General features: G+C 45.3%; 9 protein-coding genes, 22 tRNA genes, 3 rRNA genes and 1 pseudogene. 34 read left to right on the top strand and 1 reads right to left on the bottom strand.

Going from position 1 to position 19759, the window contains the following annotated elements:
* The first annotated feature begins 24 nt into the window (after nt 1-24).
* The 21 genes and pseudogenes from DESYODRAFT_RS00580 to DESYODRAFT_RS00675 all read left to right on the top strand — a co-directional run bounded on the left by DESYODRAFT_RS00580 (nt 25) and on the right by DESYODRAFT_RS00675 (nt 7120).
* Nucleotides 25-618 carry a DUF1847 domain-containing protein gene (locus DESYODRAFT_RS00580; protein ID WP_007778100.1) on the top strand — a complete coding sequence of 198 codons (594 nt, stop codon included), beginning with the start codon at nt 25-27 and terminating at the stop codon, nt 616-618.
* A 380-nt stretch (nt 619-998) separates the two neighbouring features.
* Nucleotides 999-1103 (top strand): annotated as a pseudogene (locus DESYODRAFT_RS29700) (sulfite exporter TauE/SafE family protein); the annotation flags it as partial.
* 165 nt (nt 1104-1268) lie between these two features.
* A complete protein-coding gene (locus tag DESYODRAFT_RS28960; RefSeq protein ID WP_282433058.1) occupies nt 1269-1634 on the top strand; it encodes a 4Fe-4S dicluster domain-containing protein in 366 nt (121 codons plus the stop codon).
* A gap of 1 nt (nt 1635) precedes the next feature.
* Complete coding sequence (locus DESYODRAFT_RS00590) at nt 1636-2898, top strand: NAD(P)/FAD-dependent oxidoreductase (RefSeq protein WP_007778105.1); 1263 nt, start codon at nt 1636-1638, stop codon at nt 2896-2898.
* A gap of 1 nt (nt 2899) precedes the next feature.
* Complete coding sequence (locus tag DESYODRAFT_RS00595) at nt 2900-4981, top strand: molybdopterin-containing oxidoreductase family protein (RefSeq protein WP_007778107.1); 2082 nt, start codon at nt 2900-2902, stop codon at nt 4979-4981.
* A complete protein-coding gene (locus tag DESYODRAFT_RS00600) occupies nt 4978-5532 on the top strand; it encodes a 4Fe-4S dicluster domain-containing protein (RefSeq protein WP_007778109.1) in 555 nt (184 codons plus the stop codon). The genes DESYODRAFT_RS00595 and DESYODRAFT_RS00600 overlap by 4 nt, the downstream gene beginning before the upstream one ends.
* 130 nt (nt 5533-5662) lie before the next feature.
* Nucleotides 5663-5738 (top strand) — tRNA-Glu (locus DESYODRAFT_RS00605).
* 13 nt (nt 5739-5751) lie between these two features.
* Nucleotides 5752-5827, top strand: a tRNA-Val gene (locus DESYODRAFT_RS00610).
* A gap of 5 nt (nt 5828-5832) precedes the next feature.
* Nucleotides 5833-5908, top strand: a tRNA-Asp gene (locus tag DESYODRAFT_RS00615).
* 16 nt (nt 5909-5924) lie between these two features.
* Nucleotides 5925-6008 (top strand) — tRNA-Tyr (locus DESYODRAFT_RS00620).
* Between the two features lie 143 nt (nt 6009-6151).
* Nucleotides 6152-6226 (top strand) — tRNA-Met (locus DESYODRAFT_RS00625).
* A gap of 43 nt (nt 6227-6269) precedes the next feature.
* Nucleotides 6270-6344: transfer RNA gene (locus DESYODRAFT_RS00630), tRNA-Gln, on the top strand.
* Between the two features lie 4 nt (nt 6345-6348).
* A tRNA-Lys gene (locus DESYODRAFT_RS00635) sits at nt 6349-6425 on the top strand.
* A gap of 8 nt (nt 6426-6433) precedes the next feature.
* Nucleotides 6434-6508 (top strand) — tRNA-Gly (locus DESYODRAFT_RS00640).
* A gap of 6 nt (nt 6509-6514) precedes the next feature.
* Nucleotides 6515-6591 (top strand) — tRNA-Arg (locus tag DESYODRAFT_RS00645).
* A 15-nt stretch (nt 6592-6606) separates the two neighbouring features.
* Nucleotides 6607-6682 (top strand) — tRNA-Thr (locus DESYODRAFT_RS00650).
* 5 nt (nt 6683-6687) lie between these two features.
* A tRNA-Leu gene (locus DESYODRAFT_RS00655) sits at nt 6688-6772 on the top strand.
* Between the two features lie 14 nt (nt 6773-6786).
* Nucleotides 6787-6877 (top strand) — tRNA-Ser (locus tag DESYODRAFT_RS00660).
* Nucleotides 6878-6888: 11 nt separating this feature from the next.
* Nucleotides 6889-6963 (top strand) — tRNA-Asn (locus DESYODRAFT_RS00665).
* Nucleotide 6964: 1 nt separating this feature from the next.
* Nucleotides 6965-7041 (top strand) — tRNA-Met (locus DESYODRAFT_RS00670).
* 5 nt (nt 7042-7046) lie between these two features.
* A tRNA-Gly gene (locus DESYODRAFT_RS00675) sits at nt 7047-7120 on the top strand.
* Nucleotides 7121-7194: 74 nt separating this feature from the next.
* Here DESYODRAFT_RS00675 and DESYODRAFT_RS00680 read toward each other — a convergent pair.
* Nucleotides 7195-7590 (bottom strand): CoA-binding protein, encoded by a 396-nt coding sequence (locus tag DESYODRAFT_RS00680; protein WP_007778111.1) that lies wholly within the window; start codon nt 7588-7590, stop codon nt 7195-7197.
* 527 nt (nt 7591-8117) lie between these two features.
* Here DESYODRAFT_RS00680 and DESYODRAFT_RS00685 point away from each other — a divergent pair.
* From DESYODRAFT_RS00685 to speE, 13 genes are all read left to right on the top strand, one after another.
* Nucleotides 8118-9685: ribosomal RNA gene (locus DESYODRAFT_RS00685) — 16S ribosomal RNA — on the top strand.
* A gap of 458 nt (nt 9686-10143) precedes the next feature.
* A 23S ribosomal RNA gene (locus DESYODRAFT_RS00690) occupies nt 10144-13052 on the top strand.
* A 107-nt stretch (nt 13053-13159) separates the two neighbouring features.
* Nucleotides 13160-13275 (top strand): 5S ribosomal RNA (rrf, locus tag DESYODRAFT_RS00695).
* Together the 16S, 23S and 5S rRNA genes form the textbook arrangement of a ribosomal RNA operon.
* Nucleotides 13276-14825: 1550 nt before the next feature.
* The gene (locus tag DESYODRAFT_RS00710) at nt 14826-16106 is read left to right on the top strand and encodes a glycosyltransferase family 2 protein (protein WP_042338062.1); all 1281 of its coding nucleotides are present in this window, start codon (nt 14826-14828) and stop codon (nt 16104-16106) included.
* Nucleotides 16107-16260: 154 nt separating this feature from the next.
* Nucleotides 16261-16336, top strand: a tRNA-Val gene (locus tag DESYODRAFT_RS00715).
* 138 nt (nt 16337-16474) lie between these two features.
* Nucleotides 16475-16550 (top strand) — tRNA-Asp (locus DESYODRAFT_RS00720).
* A 20-nt stretch (nt 16551-16570) separates the two neighbouring features.
* Nucleotides 16571-16646: transfer RNA gene (locus DESYODRAFT_RS00725), tRNA-Phe, on the top strand.
* A gap of 1 nt (nt 16647) precedes the next feature.
* A tRNA-Gly gene (locus DESYODRAFT_RS00730) sits at nt 16648-16722 on the top strand.
* 10 nt (nt 16723-16732) lie between these two features.
* Nucleotides 16733-16807: transfer RNA gene (locus DESYODRAFT_RS00735), tRNA-Cys, on the top strand.
* A gap of 9 nt (nt 16808-16816) precedes the next feature.
* Nucleotides 16817-16904 (top strand) — tRNA-Leu (locus DESYODRAFT_RS00740).
* Between the two features lie 3 nt (nt 16905-16907).
* Nucleotides 16908-16984 (top strand) — tRNA-Val (locus DESYODRAFT_RS00745).
* 229 nt (nt 16985-17213) lie between these two features.
* Nucleotides 17214-18668, top strand: coding sequence for an aminotransferase class I/II-fold pyridoxal phosphate-dependent enzyme (locus DESYODRAFT_RS00750; RefSeq protein WP_007778124.1), 1455 nt, complete (start codon nt 17214-17216; stop codon nt 18666-18668).
* Nucleotide 18669: 1 nt separating this feature from the next.
* On the top strand, nt 18670-19524 hold the full coding sequence (gene speE / locus DESYODRAFT_RS00755; protein ID WP_007778128.1) for a polyamine aminopropyltransferase: 855 nt from the start codon (nt 18670-18672) through the stop codon (nt 19522-19524).
* Nucleotides 19525-19759: the final 235 nt, after the last annotated feature.

Genomic DNA, 19759 nt, shown 5'->3' on the forward strand with positions numbered 1-19759 from the left:
TTATAAAATTAAGGAGGGATCTTAATGAAATGTGCGTCTTGCAAAATGAAGACTAAAAATATGTGCGATAAAGAAGCCTTTGATTGCACTGGGGGCAAGTATACACTCGATGAATGTTTTGAAGAAGAAAATAAACCCTTTCATCGGCTCAGCGGCTGTTTTCAAGCGGTACATGGTAACAATCTCAGCCGTCTTGATGAATTGATTATGTTTGCTAAGAAAATGGGTTATAAGAAACTTGGAATGGCCTTCTGTGTAGGTCTATCTGATGAAGCTGAAATCTTAGAAAAGATTTTATCCCAACATTTTGAGGTATACTCCGCTTGTTGTAAAATAGGTGGACTTAAGAAAGAGGACTATGAAATTCCCAAAGTGAAAGAGGATAAAATTGAAGTTATTTGTGATCCTATACTTCAAGCTAAGGTTCTGGAACATGATGGAACAGAACTTAATATAGCCGTAGGGTTGTGTGTAGGTCATGATATGTTGTTCAATAAGTATTCAAAAGTACCAGTCACCACCTACGCAGTTAAGGACCGGGTATTGGGTCATAATCCGTTAGCGGTTTGTTATTCAAGCTATTTGCGCAAAAAGTATCTCAATAAAAAATATGATTAATAGTTATAATAACACTTAACCTAAAAAATCGCCTAAACTAATGATTTAGGCGATTTTTTTTTGCTTAAGATTAACTAATTCAAGCAAGGCATTATCCTTCCTTTCCTTATGTTCGTTTCGTTAAACGTTAAGAACCACGTATGTAAGGAAATATTCCATGTTCTACCTTAAGGATTAAGGATAAAATATGAGTCTCGAACTAGAGAAGCTAAAAATTCTATAAATGTAAGATATAAGACACTTATATGGTCGAGAGTTAGACATCAATATTGTCAGTAATTTGATAAATTAGATACGCAGTAAGCTAAATTATGAAAGGAGGAAAACTTGGTCCTGGGCAAAGGGCTATTTTGAAATGTGAAAATACTTACAATAAAGGCGTTTCAAAGTATATCAACGCGCGTTATATGAAAATGTTTCTCGCAGTCATCTTGATCTGTATTGGGCTGAAGTATGTGTTGCCTCTAGTGGGGATTAGTATCTAACAATTATATGCCTTCCAAAAGAAGTATTCTTCAGTGAGCTCTAGTTTGGAAGAGAAAGGTATGATGCGTGTGCAAAAACTATTTTTTATATCAAAACATTGCGACGGGTGTCAAGCTTGTGAAGCAGCATGCCTCGAAAAACATTCCCAATCTCAAAGCCTATTCATGTCCAAATTGGAACGGCCATCTCCGCAGCCGCGGATTAGGGTAAGACAATCAGGGAATCAATATTGGGCTACAATATGCCAGCATTGCACTGACTCGATGTGTGTAAGAGCCTGTATGACCGGAGCAATGAAGTTTTCCCCGATGGGTGAGGTTTTTCACAACCCGGATAAATGCGTAGGCTGTTGGATGTGTATTATGGTTTGTCCTTTTGGCGCAATTGCATCGCGTAGTGAGATTAAAAAAGCGAGTAAATGTGATCTTTGCAAAGATGAAAAGACTCTGCCCTGCGTTGCATCATGTTCTCAGCAAGCCTTATTTTATGGTACTCCGGAAGAATATGAAATGAAAGTTGCGGGTGATTAATATGCGCTATCTCATTATCGGCAATAGCGCGGCGGGTGTTTTCGCAGCAGAAACAATTCGGGGTTTAGATCCCAATGGACAGATAATTATGATTTCGAACGAAGATTGTTTACCTTATTCCCGTTGTCTGACTTCCTATTATTTGGGAAATGAAATTTCGGAAGAGATGATGTACATTCGGGATAAAGCTTTCTATGCTGAAACCGGAATTGATTTTCGAGTGGGATACGTTGAACGGGTGGACCCTAATTCCAAAAGTGTCCTGTTAGCCTTGGGCGAGAGGGTTACTTATGACAAGTTGCTGATTGCGACGGGTTCTTCTCCCTTTAACCCTCCTCTTGAGGGAAGTGACGCAGAGGGAATTTTTGAACTGCGCACTTTAGATGATGCTAAAGCAGTGGCAAGGTTTGCCCCAAAGGCAAAAACTGCTGTTGTTATGGGCGCCGGTCTTGTAGGGCTTAAAGGAGCTCACGGACTCCATGAACTGGGTATTAATGTGACAATTGTAGGATCCGCACCTCAAGTTCTGCGTCACTCCATTGATGTAGAATCTGCCGAGATTCTAACAAGATTGTTGGAAGAAGAAGGCTATCGAGTCCTCCTAAATACCAAAGTAACCAAAGTGTTAGGTGAAGAGGATGGGGATGGACGTATGGCGGTCTCAGGTGTACTTCTGAATACCGGCGAACAGATCCCCTGTCAGATGATTATTAGAGCGGTTGGTGTCCGCCCTAATGTAAAGCTAGTGAGTGACAGTGGAGTAGCCGTGAATTACGGTATTCTTGTTGATGATGATATGCAAACATCCGTAAGTGATATTTACGCTGCTGGTGATGTTGCTGAAGCATTCGATCTTTTAAGTGGTGAAAAATGTGTGAATGCTATTTGGCCTTCTGCGACAGAACAAGGAATCATCGCTGGATGCAATATGGCGGGTATTAAACGTAAATATCATGGTTCACTGGCCGTAAACTCCGCCGTAATCGGTGGAGTAGGAATTATTTCTGCCGGACGTGTGAATTTGCCGCCTGGAGAAGGCAGTGTGCTTAGAGCATCGGAGCCTGATAAGAACTTCTATCGAAAATTTGTAGTTCAAGATGAACGTTTGGTAGGAATGATTATGGTGGGAGATATCGAAGGGGCAGGTATTTTGAGCGGATTAATTCGAAAGAGGGCGAAAATTAACGTTAATTATCTTAATAAAATGTTGGTAAATCCAATTGTATATCCTGGATACTTGCCGTTAGATAAAGGGGGGCAGTAAAGTGGGTTCATACGTAAGAACAGGCGCCTTAACTTCAAGCAGTAAACCATTAAAACATGACCAGGAATTGCGTCCATCGATTTGCTGTCTTTGTAACGGTGGTTGCGGGATAAAAATCAGCTTAGATCAGGATGGAAAAATCAAGGCGGTATTTGGTGACCCTGAAAACCCCTATAATAAAGGGAAAATTTGTCCTAAACCTATGGAAATTTCCCAAACTCTTTATGGACCATATAGAGTCAGATATCCTATGAAAAAGGTTAATGGTACTTTTGAAAGAATAAGTTGGGACGAGGCTTTAGATTTGATCGCCCAAAAATATAATCATTATCTTAAAGAGAATGGTTCAGGATCAATTGTAGGGATTACCTCCAAAGTAGGTGGATCTTACAGTAAATTGGCGCATAGCATATTTTCCTCCTTAACCGGTCTTGTGAACTATGGGACTGGGCCGATCTGCACCGACTCAGAGGTGAATGTGCGCAAAAAACTCTTTGGAGACGGTTCAGGAACAAGCCCTCTCTCGGATGTCCTAAATTCTAAACTATTGCTGATAGTTGGCAACAACGCCGCCCAAACAAAGGCGGGGCAGTTTCATTGGATTACGGAAGCTAAGCGGTCAGGGACTCGTATCGTGGTCATAGACACCCGCTTCACAGAAACGGCTCAGGCAGCGGACTTATTCATACAAATCAGACCGGGGACTGACGCAGCCTTAGGTATGGCGTTACTGAATTATGTTATCAAGAATAACCTCTATGATCCAACGTTTGTATCTGAACATACTAATGGGTTCGGGAGGTTAGCCCAGGATGTGAGTTCGTTTACCACTGAGCGCGCAGCAGAGGTCACAGGAGTTCCTCAAAATGTTATTGAGAGATTAGCAGAAGATTTAGCGACACTAAGACCAGGCATGTTGTTTGAAGGGCGAGGTGTTGTTTGTGTTAATAATGCGGGGGCCTCAATCTGGGCATTTGAAAGCCTGATGGCTATACTCGGTAATATCGGTAAACCGGGATCAGGGATTATTTCACACATCAACAATACCGGCGGCATCAGCAATTTAATCCAGACGAAGGATGTTATGAAACCTGATCGTAAGAGATCATCTAGTACCCTCTATAAAGACATGCTGGAGGGAGATGTCAAAATGCTCTTGATTTCAGGGAATCCTTGTGTAACTTGGCCCGACAGTGCACGGATGCGTACAGCAGTTAAAGGATTAGATTTTGTGGTCAGCCATACCTTGGTGTTGGATGATTCTGCTGTACTAGCTGACATAGTTCTCCCTGCGACCCATTGGTTGGAAGAAGCCGGAGCTCAGGCTAGTGTGCATAGAGTCTTGCAGTGGAAAAATAAAGTGGTTGATACACTTGGTGAAGAAAAATCTGGCGGAGATTTTTACCGGCTATTGGCAGAGCGAATGGGTTTGCCGTCATCCTATTTCCCGGATTCTCCTGAAGCGGCTTGGGAGCTGGAAAGGAAGTACAATAAAAATGTAGCTGGTATTAGCAGGGAACGGATGCTGGCAACCCCCGGCGGTATACATTTTCCATGCTCTGAAGTTGGTAAGGAAACCGTGCGCTTATTTCCGAGTGGAACGTTCAAAACATCTACCGGCAAAGTTGAATTATCAGGAGTAAGTGATGCGCCGCTTGATTACGTAGATACCACTGAAGCCCCGGGGAATATGGGAGTAAGCCGAGAGAAATATCCTTATATCTTTAGCACGAATAAGGTGGCAAGCCACTACCATACGGAATGCCAATATAGTGATTGGGCTAATGAAATGGAAAAACCTTATGTGGAAATACATCCTCTGACCGCATTAGAGATAGGAGTTGGGGAAGGAGACCAAGTTAGAGTGGAGACGGTTGCAGGATCGGTCATTTTGCCGGCGAAGATAACCTTGTCAGTACCGCGGGGGTTCCTCTCAACCCAACCATATTTCGGGTTACAATCTCCTTATGGGCAAGTACCGGCCAATACTCTTTTTCCAGTAGCTGCTGATCCTATTGGAGGTAATTTAGTTAGCAAAAACATCATGTGTAATGCTAAAGCCGAAGGGGGTCAAGAATCATGAGTCAGCATGCTATGTTAGTTGATGAGTCACGATGCATCGCGTGTATGAGTTGCGCCGTTGCTTGTAAACAGGAAAATGGTTTACAAACAGGAGATTGGTATTTAAAAGTATGGCGAAGGGAACATCTCAAGGATCACTTGGTACGCTATTATTATCCTCAGTCATGCAGACACTGCGCAGACCCGGTTTGTCAAACGGTGTGTCCGGCAGGTGCTATTCAGTGTCAGGAAGATGGGCTTGTGATTCAAGATGACGAAAAGTGTCTTGGGTGTCATGTTTGTGTAACCGCATGTCCCCATGGGGGAATGAAAATCATGACAAACGGTAAAGTGGGGAAATGTACTTTTTGCAGTCATCGCTTGGAAAGAGGCGAAGAGCCCGGGTGTGTTGCCGTTTGTCCGGTTAACTCCCGAGTTTATGGTAAGCGCGAGGAACTTCTTAAAGAGGCATCCATGCGAGTAACTGAATTAAAGGACAGAGGTATAAACGTCTATCTCGAAGGAGAGGATAAGGGTCAGACTAGAGTCATATATCTTTTAGTTGATAAATAAAGCCAGATAACCTTAGATCGACAATGAATGGTAAAGGATTTTAAAGAATAGCAACTTTTTTTATAATATCTGATCAAAAAGAGTTGACATTTTGGGAACCTTCAGCTATACTAAAAAAGTTCTCAAAAGTGGCCCGTTGGTCAAGCGGTCTAAGACACCGCCCTTTCACGGCGGTTACACGGGTTCGAATCCCGTACGGGTCACCAGAATAGAGCCCAAGGGTGATTAGCTCAGTTGGTAGAGCGCCTGCCTTACAAGCAGGATGTCGGCAGTTCGACCCTGTCATCGCCCACCAGACACGGCCCCGTGGTGTAGTGGTCAACATGCCTGCCTGTCACGCAGGAGATCGTCGGTTCAAGTCCGATCGGGGTCGCCATATTAATAGACAGCATGGGTAGGTGGCCGAGTGGTTAAAGGCGACAGACTGTAAATCTGTTCCGCGAGGTACGATGGTTCGAATCCATCCCTGCCCACCATTATCAAAGGTTCGGAGATTGTTGTTCAAGATGGAATGGCAATTGGTTAAGAGATAGATTTTGGAAATGATAATTCCGGTAATATAACATGAGGAATGCGATAATTCGGATAACGATTGTTGTATGCCAAACACTAAACTCGTCGCGGGGTGGAGCAGCGGTAGCTCGTCGGGCTCATAACCCGAAGGTCGTCGGTTCAAATCCGGCCCCCGCAACCAAGTTATTGGGTCTTTGAGCAATGCTCGGACTTAATATATAGATTGGGGTGTCGCCAAGTGGTAAGGCACCAGACTTTGACTCTGGCATTCGTAGGTTCGAATCCTCCCACCCCAGCCATTAAGGGCCATTAGCTCAGTCGGCTAGAGCACCTGACTTTTAATCAGGGTGTCCCGCGTTCGAGTCGCGGATGGCCCACCATACAATTTGCGGGTGTAACTCAGCGGTAGAGTGTCACCTTGCCAAGGTGAAAGTCGCGAGTTCGAATCTCGTCACCCGCTCCATAACGTGCGCTCGTAGCCCAGCTGGATAGAGCGTCTGACTACGAATCAGAAGGCCGGGAGTTCGAATCTCTCCGAGCGCACCACAAAATTACAGATAAGCCGTTGTAGCTCAGTTGGTAGAGCGTATCCTTGGTAAGGATAAGGTCACCGGTTCAATCCCGGTCAATGGCTCCAGACATGCGGGAGTGGCGTAATTGGCAGACGCGCACGTTTGAGGGGCGTGTGGGTAACTCCGTACGGGTTCAAGTCCCGTCTTCCGCACCAAATAAGCAAATCTTGGAGAAGTACTCAAGTGGCTGAAGAGGACGGTTTGCTAAACCGTTAGAGTGGGTAACTGCTGCGAGGGTTCAAATCCCTCCTTCTCCGCCAAATGTATATATTCCTCGATAGCTCAATGGTGGAGCAACCGGCTGTTAACCGGTAGGTTGTAGGTTCGAGTCCTACTCGGGGAGCCATGGCAGGGTAGCCAAGTGGTCTAAGGCAAGTGGTTCATACCCGCTCATTCGAGGGTTCAAATCCCCCCCCTGCTACCACACCTGCGGGTGTAGCTCAATGGTAGAGCACTAGCCTTCCAAGCTAGCTACGTGAGTTCGATTCTCATCACCCGCTCCATAAAAATAGTTAACCGCACCTGATTGGTGCGGTTTTTAGTTGTTTTATGTTTCTTAAAGTTATTCTTATCATTACTATACACTTTTATTACGTGTATGAATCAAAACACATTCGTGATGAATCACTGTAATTCCATGCTCTTTGCCATCTTGGATTGCATTGTTGCTTTCGCTGCCAGGTTGCATCCAGACCTTTGAGATTCCAAGGTCGTTGCATTCTTTGACAACTTGTTCGGTGATTTTGGGAGGAACGACAACGCTCACCGCATCAGGTTTCTTCGGTAGGGCAGTTAGGGAAGGATAACAAGGGTCTCCGTCTATACTCTCGAGCCCGGGATTAATTGCAAATACCGAGTAACCTAATTTTTTAAGTTGATCGTAAACCTTATAGCCATATTTAGTTTTATTATTAGATACGCCGATTACTGCCCAAGTTTTTTGATTCAAAAGTTCATTTACATTACCTTGCATACGAATCCTCCTGTTGCTTAAATATAGAAAATGTGGACTTGGTTTTGGTAGTGTTAATACTTCTCAGTGTAGAATAAAATCATATGTTTAGCAAATTATGGACGGGCCTAAGTTGTAATAATGAAATGTCTTAGTTAAACTCTGAGTCTATTAGTCTCTTGACGGCGCATTGATACCATGATACTATTACAAACGTTGCTCCGCAGATTAAGAGCGAGAGTGACGGTGGTTAAAAGCGGTTAAAATAACTATTGACAGCATATGCTGAAAAATGTTATTATAGCTAGGTGCCGTAAAACGCGCATTATCACGTTAAAAATTAGTTTCCTTAGTTACAAGCGAATTACTAATTAGCTATTGACAACATAAGTTGAAAATGCTAATATGTAGTTCCGGCCCTGGGGGCAAGGAAAATAAATGGTCTTTGAAAACTAAACAACAAGGACAGCCAATGAGAGAAACTCGTAAGAGTTTCAAAATAAATCATGAGTCAATCATCTTCTTCAAGTGAGAAGTTTGAATAACTTTTTTTGGAGAGTTTGATCCTGGCTCAGGACGAACGCTGGCGGCGTGCCTAACACATGCAAGTCGAACGGAGAATTTTGATAAGCTTGCTTAGAGAAATTCTTAGTGGCGGACGGGTGAGTAACGCGTGGGTAACCTACCCATAAAGCCGGGACAACCCTTGGAAACGAGGGCTAATACCGGATAATCTTAAGACGTGGCATCACGACTTAAGGAAAGATGGCCTCTGAATATGCTATCGATTATGGATGGACCCGCGTCTGATTAGCTGGTTGGTGGGGTAAAGGCCTACCAAGGCGACGATCAGTAGCCGGCCTGAGAGGGTGAACGGCCACACTGGGACTGAGACACGGCCCAGACTCCTACGGGAGGCAGCAGTGGGGAATCTTCCGCAATGGACGAAAGTCTGACGGAGCAACGCCGCGTGTATGATGAAGGTCTTCGGATTGTAAAGTACTGTCTTTGGGGAAGAACGGTGAGGTTGAAAATATTGATTTCACATGACGGTACCCAAGGAGGAAGCCCCGGCTAACTACGTGCCAGCAGCCGCGGTAATACGTAGGGGGCAAGCGTTGTCCGGAATTATTGGGCGTAAAGGGCGCGTAGGCGGATTTTTAAGTCTGGTGTGAAAGATCAGGGCTCAACCCTGAGAGTGCATCGGAAACTGGAGATCTTGAGAACAGGAGAGGAAAGTGGAATTCCACGTGTAGCGGTGAAATGCGTAGATATGTGGAGGAACACCAGTGGCGAAGGCGACTTTCTGGACTGTAACTGACGCTGAGGCGCGAAAGCGTGGGGAGCAAACAGGATTAGATACCCTGGTAGTCCACGCCGTAAACGATGAGTGCTAGGTGTAGAGGGTATCGACCCCTTCTGTGCCGCAGTTAACACAATAAGCACTCCGCCTGGGGAGTACGGCCGCAAGGTTGAAACTCAAAGGAATTGACGGGGGCCCGCACAAGCGGTGGAGCATGTGGTTTAATTCGACGCAACGCGAAGAACCTTACCAAGGCTTGACATCCTCTGAACCCTGTGGAAACATGGGGGTGCCCTTCGGGGAGCAGAGAGACAGGTGGTGCATGGTTGTCGTCAGCTCGTGTCGTGAGATGTTGGGTTAAGTCCCGCAACGAGCGCAACCCCTGTATTTAGTTGCTAACGAGTAAGGTCGAGCACTCTAGATAGACTGCCGGTGATAAACCGGAGGAAGGTGGGGATGACGTCAAATCATCATGCCCCTTATGTCTTGGGCTACACACGTGCTACAATGGCCGGTACAGACGGAAGCGAAGCCGCGAGGTGAAGCCAATCCGAGAAAGCCGGTCTCAGTTCGGATTGCAGGCTGCAACTCGCCTGCATGAAGTCGGAATCGCTAGTAATCGCAGGTCAGCATACTGCGGTGAATACGTTCCCGGGCCTTGTACACACCGCCCGTCACACCACGAAAGTCTGCAACACCCGAAGCCGGTGAGGTAACCCGAAAGGGAGCTAGCCGTCGAAGGTGGGGCCGATGATTGGGGTGAAGTCGTAACAAGGTAGCCGTATCGGAAGGTGCGGCTGGATCACCTCCTTTCTAAGGAGAACGGTTTAGAGCTAAGGCTTTAGACGAACATCCTATTGGTCGGTTCTTTCGGAGAGCAAGGTTGAGAAACTAAGTTTGACGAGAGATCAATACGAGTCGCAAGACTCAAGCCGAGGGATCGGCAACTCATTGGAGAGAGCTGTTGTTAGTTTTGAGAGACCAGGTAATCGAGGTCTGAAATCCGATGCCCGACGTCCGAAAGGATAGGGGAAACCGGGTAAACGAAGTTGGTTATATGGAAACTCACTCACAAAGGATTGAGTAGGAAAAGCAGACATGCTTGACTGACGGTCCTAATATTTTTGACTGGTGAAGCACTGCGGAACTTAGTTCTAACGCAGCCTAAACCAGACTGTTCTTTGAAAACTGCATAGAGAAGAAAACTAGTAAAGTCAAAGAATTCACATCAAAACGCAAGTTTTGAGTAAACCTAGACGTAGCGATCAATAGGTCAAGCTACTAAGGGCGTACGGTGGATGCCTAGGCGCTAAGAGTCGAAGAAGGGCGCGGTTAACAGCGAAATGCCACGGGGAATCGTAAGCAGGTCTTGATCCGTGGATACCCGAATGGGGCAACCCAACCGGAGTCATGTCCGGTTATCTTTAGCTGAATCCATAGGTTAAAGAAGACAACCCGGGGAACTGAAACATCTAAGTACCCGGAGGAAAAGAAAGAATCATCGATTCCCTGAGTAGCGGCGAGCGAAACGGGAAGAGCCCAAACCGAATCCTTCGGGATTCGGGGTTGTAGGACCCTCTTTTAAGAATGGATTTCTAGTCGAACCGATCTGGAAAGGTCGAGCAAAGAAGGTAACACTCCTGTAGACGAAAGAAAACCAAACTGTGAGGGAATCCTGAGTACCGCGGGACACGTGAAACCCCGTGGGAAGCAGGGAGGACCACCTCCCAAGGCTAAATACTACTTAGCGACCGATAGCGAACCAGTACCGTGAGGGAAAGGTGAAAAGCACCTCGGAAGAGGAGTGAAAAAGAACCTGAAACCGTGCGCTTACAAGCAGTCACAGCACGTTGGTGTAGTGGCGTGCCTTTTGTAGAATGAACCGGCGAGTTACGGTATGCAGCGAGGTTAAGGCGGGAAGCCGGAGCCGAAGCGAAAGCGAGTCTGAAGAGGGCGAAAGTTGCATGCTGTAGACCCGAAACCGTGTGATCTACCCATGGCCAGGGTGAAGGTGGGGTAAAACCCACTGGAGGCCCGAACTCACTGTCGTTGAAAAGGCAGGGGATGAGCTGTGGGTAGGGGTGAAATGCCAATCGAACACGGAGATAGCTGGTTCTCCCCGAAATAGCTTTAGGGCTAGCCTCAATTGATGAGCGATGGCGGTAGAGCACTGAATAGGCTAGGGGCCTTACCAGGTTACCGAACCTTATCAAACTCCGAATGCCATTGGATTTAGATTGGGAGTCAGACTGTGGGGGATAAGCTTCATAGTCGAAAGGGAAACAGCCCAGACCATCAGCTAAGGTCCCAAAGTATACACTAAGTGGGAAAGGATGTGGAATTGCACAGACAACCAGGATGTTGGCTCAGAAGCAGCCACCATTTAAAGAGTGCGTAATAGCTCACTGGTCGAGTGGTTCTGCGCCGAAAATGTAACGGGGCTCAAGTGTATCACCGAAGCTATGGCTTGCGCTTGATGCGCAGGGGTAGGGGAGCGTTCTATCAGCAGAGAAGTCAAACTGTAAGGTTTGGTGGAGTGGATAGAAGTGAGAATGCCGGTATGAGTATGCGAAAAGGAAGGTGAGAATCCTTCCCGCCGAAAATCTAAGGTTTCCTGGGGAAGGCTCGTCCGCCCAGGGTAAGTCGGGACCTAAGCCGAGGCCGAAAGGCGTAGGTGATGGACAACTGGCTGAAATTCCAGTACCACCTGGAAATGTCTGAGCAATGGGGTGACACAGAAGGATAGGTTAAGCGTGCCGTTGGTCGAGCACGCCCAAGCGAGTAGGAGGTAGGGTAGGCAAATCCGCCCTGCGAGACTCTGAGACGTGATGGGGAGCGAACATAAGTAGCGAAGTAACCGACTCCAGGCTGTCAAGAAAAACCTCTAGTGAGTGACCAGGTGCCCGTACCGTAAACCGACACAGGTAGATGGGGTGAGAATCCTAAGGCGCGCGAGAAAACCCTCGTTAAGGAACTCGGCAAAATAGCCCCGTAACTTCGGGAGAAGGGGCGCTCACTGAAGAGTGAGCCGCAGAGAAATGGTCCAGGCGACTGTTTAACAAAAACACAGGTCCCTGCAAATCCGAAAGGAGAAGTATAGGGGCTGACACCTGCCCGGTGCTGGAAGGTTAAGAGGAGAGGTTAGGGGCAACCCGAAGCTTTGAATTGAAGCCCCAGTAAACGGCGGCCGTAACTATAACGGTCCTAAGGTAGCGAAATTCCTTGTCAGGTAAGTTCTGACCCGCACGAAAGGTGTAACGATCTGGACACTGTCTCAACGAGGGACTCGGCGAAATTGTAATACCCGTGAAGATGCGGGTTACCTGCGACAGGACAGAAAGACCCCATGGAGCTTTACTGCAGCTTGACATTGGATTTTGGTATAAAATGTACAGGATAGGTGGGAGACGGAGAAGCTAGGGCGCCAGCCTTGGTGGAGTCAACGGTGGGATACCACTCTTTTTGTACTGAAGTTCTAACCTAGGCCCCTGAAGCGGGGTTGGGGACAGTATCAGGTGGGCAGTTTGACTGGGGCGGTCGCCTCCTAAAGAGTAACGGAGGCGCCCAAAGGTTCCCTCAGCGCGGTTGGAAATCGCGCGAAGAGTGTAAAGGCAAAAGGGAGCTTGACTGCGAGACCAACAAGTCGGGCAGGTACGAAAGTAGGGCTTAGTGATCCGGTGGTACCGAGTGGAAGGGCCATCGCTCAACGGATAAAAGCTACCCTGGGGATAACAGGCTTATCTCCCCCAAGAGTCCATATCGACGGGGAGGTTTGGCACCTCGATGTCGGCTCATCGCATCCTGGGGCTGTAGTAGGTCCCAAGGGTTGGGCTGTTCGCCCATTAAAGCGGTACGTGAGCTGGGTTCAGAACGTCGTGAGACAGTTCGGTCCCTATCCGTCGCAGGCGCAGGAAATTTGAGAGGATCTGTCCCTAGTACGAGAGGACCGGGATGGACGAATCCCTGGTGTACCAGTTGTCTCGCCAGAGGCACAGCTGGGTAGCTATATTCGGAGCGGATAAGCGCTGAAAGCATCTAAGCGCGAAACCGGCCTCAAGATGAGATTTCCCACAGCAAAAGCTGGTAAGACCCCTGAAGGAAGATCAGGTAGATAGGCCAGGTGTGGAAGCACGGTGACGTGTGGAGCTGACTGGTACTAATCGGTCGAGGGCTTGACCTAAATCGAGGACGCTAGGTGAGTGGCTCAAATTCTAAGACAATACTAGATAAACGACTCTGTGCAGTTTTGAGAGAACAGCGTTCGAAAGAAAGCGACTATCTCAGACATCTGGTGATTATGCCGGAGGGGTTCCACCCGTTCCCATACCGAACACGGAAGTTAAGACCTCCAGGGCCAAGGATACTTGGAGCATAGCTCCTGGGAAAGCAGGTCATCGCCAGGTAACAAGCGAAAGGCCATCTCGTTAGAGATGGTCTTTCTGTGTATCAGTGATAGTGATATTGCATAATGAAAGCAGCGAGGTCCGGGGTTCCACCCGTTCGATCCACACTGCAGGAGAATGCGTTTGGGGACGCAGTGTGGCGAAAAGCTCATCCGCTTTTCGTATACCGAACACGGAAGTTAAGACCTTCAGGGCCAAGGATACTTGGAGCATAGCTCCCGGGAAAGCAGGTCATCGCCAGGTAAGCGAAAGGCCATCTCTTAATGAGGTGTTTTGACTTTGTCATCTCATCAGGGTGTGCCCCAAATTCGTCTGCGCAGACGAATTTGGGGAGTCGGGGTTCCACTCGTTCGATCCACACTGCAGGAGTATTCGCCACGGGACGCCGTGCGGCCATAGTCCCCACCGGAGTCTATTGTATCGCCGGTAGACAAGTAGAAGGCTACCTCAACTGTTATAAGGTAGCCTTCTACTTGTCTGCTAAGAATTTTGTTTCTTAAATTAATTATGTCATAATACTCACATGTTATTAACTAGATGAATTCAGTTGCTCGGAGTGTTTCTCTTTTTCATGACGATTTGCGTCATATCCAAAACGGAATTTTTGGTCACAATAGGAACAATGTACAAATTTCCCATCCGGCGCCGGGACTGGCATGATAAACCACCTCCTTGCTCGCGATTATACCCAAATTTATTGGCATTTATACTCAAACGAATGTACCTAATGAGTTTCAATTTTTGCCATAAACACTTTGACAATTCTCTCATAAGATAGTTGTGAGGTGAGGAAGATGTGGCGTAGACAGATTAGAATACTTAATATAGAATTACAATGGATGAAACGCGATATAATACGTCGTTGGAGATTGGATACGCCTACAGGTGTTGTGGGCATACTATCATTGATTTCGGCCGTATTACTTTTTGTCGTAATAGGAGCAGGGTTTGCTTATATTTTTCGGTTGTTTGTTCCGTGGGTATCCGGCCCGCGGGTTGGAGAAGTCTATTGGTATTCACTCGCTTTTGGAATAAAAGCAAGCTTTCTCCTCCTATTGTTTATCGGATCACTTATCACCTTTTGCCTGCTTAAGCTAAGTGAACGTCGCTGATATATTAAAGATATCGGTTCGTTGTTTATATTGAGGATAATTTATTATGGCGAGCACTACATATTTAAGCATTATTGCCCAATATAAAACTTTGGGAGTTATATTTCAATGTTTGCAATTCAAACCTTGAGCTTTTTGAACCTGTCTATTCCTAAAAACCTATGAGTAAGTTTTAAAGAATTATGAAATTAATTAGAAATGTATCCATACTATAGTTCTAATTTAAGATAAGATTAAATACAAGTTTAATAAGATAAATAGAAGTTACAAGCTAAGTACCGGTTAAGTTAAGACTAACTAAGAAGAAAAACATCATACGACTTCAACAGTAACAATAAGTTGCAGGTGGACAATCTGTCTATTATTGTCGTATCTATTTTCTTGCATAGAGAACAGTCCTATGTTAAAATTTTATGGGTTAAGAAAGGGGTTGAATCTGTGGATTTTTTATCTGGAGTTGCAGGTACACAAATATTTAATGTTATCATGATTCCAGTTCAAACTATTATTATCTTTTTAACCTTTTACTACTTCATTCTTTCAATGTTTGGACTATATCGGAAGCCGGAGATTAAGATACATAAATCAGAGAAGACGTTTGCAATAGTCGTTGCTGCCCATAATGAAGAGGCTGTTATTGGCCCGTTAATTGAAAACCTGCTTAGACTTGATTACCCGAAGAATTTATATGATATTTTTGTTGTCGCCGACAATTGTACGGATAAGACCGCCTTAATTGCTAAAAATGCGGGTGCAATTGTTCATCGTCGGTTTAATACTGAGAAGCGAGGCAAAGGATATGCATTGGAGTGGATGTTCTATCGATTATTCAAGATGGAGCGTCAGTATGATGCAATCGTTATATTCGATGCGGATAACCTCGTAAAAGAGAACTTCCTGTTTGAAATGAACAGTAAGCTCTGCCAAGGACATAAAATAGTTCAGTGTTATTTGGATTCGAAAAATCCATTTGATACTTGGGTGACTAATACGTTTTCTATCGCATTTTGGGTAACGAATCGAATGCTTCAGCTTGCTAGATTAAATACGGGTCGTCTCTCAAACGTTTTAGGTGGGACAGGTATGTGTATTTCCACAGACGTTTTAAAAGAATTTGGATGGGGTGCTACATCTTTAACTGAGGATCTTGAGTTTAGTATGAAAGCCTTATCCCACGGTATTAAAACGACCTGGGCTCATGATGCCGTGGTTTATGATGAAAAGCCATTGACCTTTATACAGGCGTGGAATCAACGGAAACGATGGGCACAGGGGCAGGTAGATGTAGCAGGACGGTATTTCTTTCCACTAATCATCAAAGGAATAAGAGAAAAGAAAATCATGTATTTTGATGCTGCCATTCATCTCTTTCAGCCTGCCCTTGTGATGATCGCTACTTTTTTCATGTTAACTAATTTCATTGCTGCATTACAATCCCATTACACCCAAGTGTTTACGTTAGTAATGCCTTGGACGGGCTGGCAGATTCTATCGGCTTTTCAGTATCTTTATCCAGTAGCAGCATTGGCCCTTGACCGGCTTCCTTGGCGTTCCTATGTAGGGCTTATTCTCTATCCGGTCTTTATATATAGCTGGATTCCAATTGTGTTTCTAGGCTTTATAAACCGTAAAGACAAACAATGGTCACACACTAAACATACTCGTTCACTGAGTATTGATGAAGTTACTATAAAACAAAAAAAGGTATCCACAAATTAACTCTAGAGAAACAAGCTGGGTTCTCCATTAGCCATATGTTGTGTGTAATTTACAAGTAATTTTTTTAAAAAATTAGATGATTTATACGTGTAAATTGTAAAAAAAGCTTTGACACATTGCCGTTTTTTGTGTATACTGATAATCGTCAGTTCTCGGGTGATTAGCTCAGTTGGTAGAGCGCCTGCCTTACAAGCAGGATGTCGGCGGTTCGAGCCCGTCATCGCCCACCAAAACAGAAGTCCGAAGTCAGGGGTCAGAAGCCTGAATGGATGTATGCCTTTGACGACTGACATATAGCAGGTTAGCGGAAAGATGCTTCGAAGTCTGAAAAGTTCGGACTGCGGCATCAAACCTCGGACCTCAGCAGTGGCCCCGTGGTGTAGTGGTCAACATGCCTGCCTGTCACGCAGGAGATCGTCGGTTCAAGTCCGATCGGGGTCGCCATATTCAATCTTACTCATTATGCCTCGGTAGCTCAGTCGGTAGAGCAGAGGACTGAAAATCCTCGTGTCGGCGGTTCGATTCCGTCCTGAGGCACCACGCGGGTGTAACTCAGTGGTAGAGTGTCACCTTGCCAAGGTGAAAGTCGCGAGTTCGAATCTCGTCACCCGCTCCATTAAATCCCTGGCGGCATAGCCAAGTGGTAAGGCAGAGGTCTGCAAAACCTCTATTCCTCAGTTCAAATCTGAGTGCCGCCTCCAAATTAATTTGCCGATGTGGCGTAACTGGCAGACGCACGGGACTTAAAATCCCGCGGACTTAACATCCGTACCGGTTCGATTCCGGTCATCGGCACCATATGGGTTTGTAGCTCAGCTGGTTAGAGTACCGCGTTGACATCGCGGGGGTCGGAGGTTCGAGTCCTCTCAAACCCACCATATGAAACTAAGGTAATCTTAATAATAGACCTGTCTGTTGACACGAGAGCTTATTACCCATTGATTTAGGTCAATGGGTATTTACTTTTGTTAAAGTTGTTTTGACATTGAAAGTTTCTGTGATTATACTTAGCATGTTTTATGAGAGAGTTTAGATGCTCGTAGAGCGCTGAAAATGCTATATCGAAGTATACCTGGTGATTATTCCTTAGAGAAGGGTGGTGGTTTTATGAATTTACTTCGTCAAAATAAGGCGCCGATTTATGAAGCGCTGTTGAAATACAAATCCATGCGGGTGGTACCGTTTGACGTGCCAGGACATAAACAAGGCAAAGGAAACTTAGAACTCACTGAGTTTTTGGGTGAGAAATGTCTCTCGGTGGATGTTAATTCCATGAAACCGCTGGATAACCTTGTTCATCCAGTCTCTGTAATCAAGGAGGCTGAGGGATTGGCTGCCGATGCCTTTGGTGCACATCATGCTTTTTTTATGGTTAATGGCACCACATCAGCTGTTCAAGCGATGATTATGAGCGTATGTAAGCAGGGCGAAAAAGTTATTATGCCGCGAAATGTTCATAGAAGTGCCATCAATGCTCTTATCATCAGCGGTGCCATTCCTGTTTATGTAAATCCAGGCGTTAATAAAACCTTGGGAATACCTTTAGGTATGTCCATAGACGATGTAAAAAAAGCCATTGCAAATAATCCCGATGCTAAAGCAATTTTTATTAATAACCCTACTTATTATGGTATTTGCTCTGATTTAAAGACTATCACGGAGCTTGCCCATCGTCATAATATGTATGTCCTTGTGGACGAGGCGCATGGATCTCACTTTTACTTTGGTGACAACCTGCCGGTCAGTGCGATGGCAGCAGGAGCTGATATGGCGGCTGTAAGTATGCATAAAACAGGCGGTTCCCTGACTCAAAGTTCCTTTTTATTAAAAGGTAAACGTCTTAGCACTGGCCATGTACGGCAAACCATAAATCTTACCCAGACGACTAGCGGATCCTACCTCCTGCTGTCTTCTCTGGATATTTCCAGGCGAAATTTGGCCTTAGCAGGAAAAAGCATCTTTGCAAAGGCATCTGCGCTTGCCAATTATGCCCGGGAGGAAATCAATAAAATTGGAGGTTACTACGCTTTTTCCAAAGAACTCATTAATGGAGATTCAGTGTACGATTTTGACCACACCAAGCTTTCTGTTCATACCAGAGAAATAGGGCTGGCAGGAATTGAGGTATATGATATTCTTCGTGATGATTACGGTATCCAGATCGAGTTAGGTGATATCGGTAATATTCTGGCCATCATTTCTGTCGGGGATCGGGCCCTGGCCTTGGAACGTTTAGTTTCTTCTCTATCTGAAATAAAAAGACTATATACGAAGGATAAAAAGGGAATGCTTGATCATGAGTATATTAATCCCGAGGTGGTAATGACACCACAGAAAGCGTTCTACGCAGAGCAACATTCTGTACCTATCAAGGAGAGTTCAGGGTTTATAAGTGGGGAGTTTGTGATGTGCTATCCTCCAGGGATACCTATTCTGGCACCAGGAGAGCGGATAACAGGTGAAATCATCGATTATATCTCTTACGCCAAGGCCAAAGGCAGTTCCTTGACAGGTACAGAGGACATGGCTATTGAAAACATTAGAGTTGTGGAGGAAGTATAACATGGAATTATGGTATACAGAACAGCACACAAAAAACGTTCGTTTTTCCATCAAAGTGGAAAAGCCTCTTTACACGGGTGAGAGCGAATTCCAAAGAATTGACGTTTTTAACTCTAAAGAATTTGGTAACTTCTTTACCCTGGATGGATTTATGATGATTACAGAAAAGGATGAGTTTATTTATCATGATATGATTGTTCATGTGCCTATGGCGACCAACCTCAAGATTAAAAATGTTTTAGTCATTGGTGCGGGGGATGGCGGGACAGTGAGAGAGCTGACGCGCTATAGTAGCATTGAAAAGATTGACATGGTGGAAATAGACAAGATGGTTGTGGATGTGTGCAGAGAATATTTTCCTCAGACAGCTTGTAAGTTAGACGATCCCAGAGTACAGTTGTATTTTGAAGACGGTCTGAAATTTGTCCGCTCCAAGGAAAATTCTTATGATCTAATCATTGTTGATTCTACAGATCCCTTTGGACCGGGGGAAGGGCTGTTTACAAAGGAGTTTTATGGTAACTGTTATAAGGCCTTAACGGATGACGGCATCCTTGTTAATCAGCATGAAAGTCCTTATTACGAAGATGATGCTAAGGCAATGCAAAGGGCACATAAACGAATTCGGCAGTTATTCCCGGTTTGCAGGGTTTATCAGGCTCATATTCCAACCTATCCGTCGGGCCACTGGCTGTTTGGTTTTGCCTCTAAAACCTATGATCCACTAACTCACATAGATGAGCAGGCTTGGAATAGTCTCGGAATTAAAACGAAGTATTACAATACAGAAATTCACAAAGGATGCTTCGCTCTGCCCAACTATGTATTGGAACTCCTAGAAACTGCAGGAGATTAAATTAACTAAGTCCCAAGCCTAACAATGAGAAGACCTGTCGGGGGGACGGGGTTATTGGTGCACTTACAGTGTGTCAATAACCCCGTCCCCCCGACAGGTTTTTACCCAAGAATGAAATATTGCGTTTTTGGAAATATTATGGAATATCCGGGGCACTTTGAAAAATTAAATGTGCCTAAAGATTGGCCCAACCGAAATATGGCTGGAAGTAAGTCATATACTTTACTATGGAGGG

Origin of the sequence: Desulfosporosinus youngiae DSM 17734, from assembly GCF_000244895.1 — a bacterium.
GTDB classification, from domain to species: domain Bacteria; phylum Bacillota; class Desulfitobacteriia; order Desulfitobacteriales; family Desulfitobacteriaceae; genus Desulfosporosinus; species Desulfosporosinus youngiae.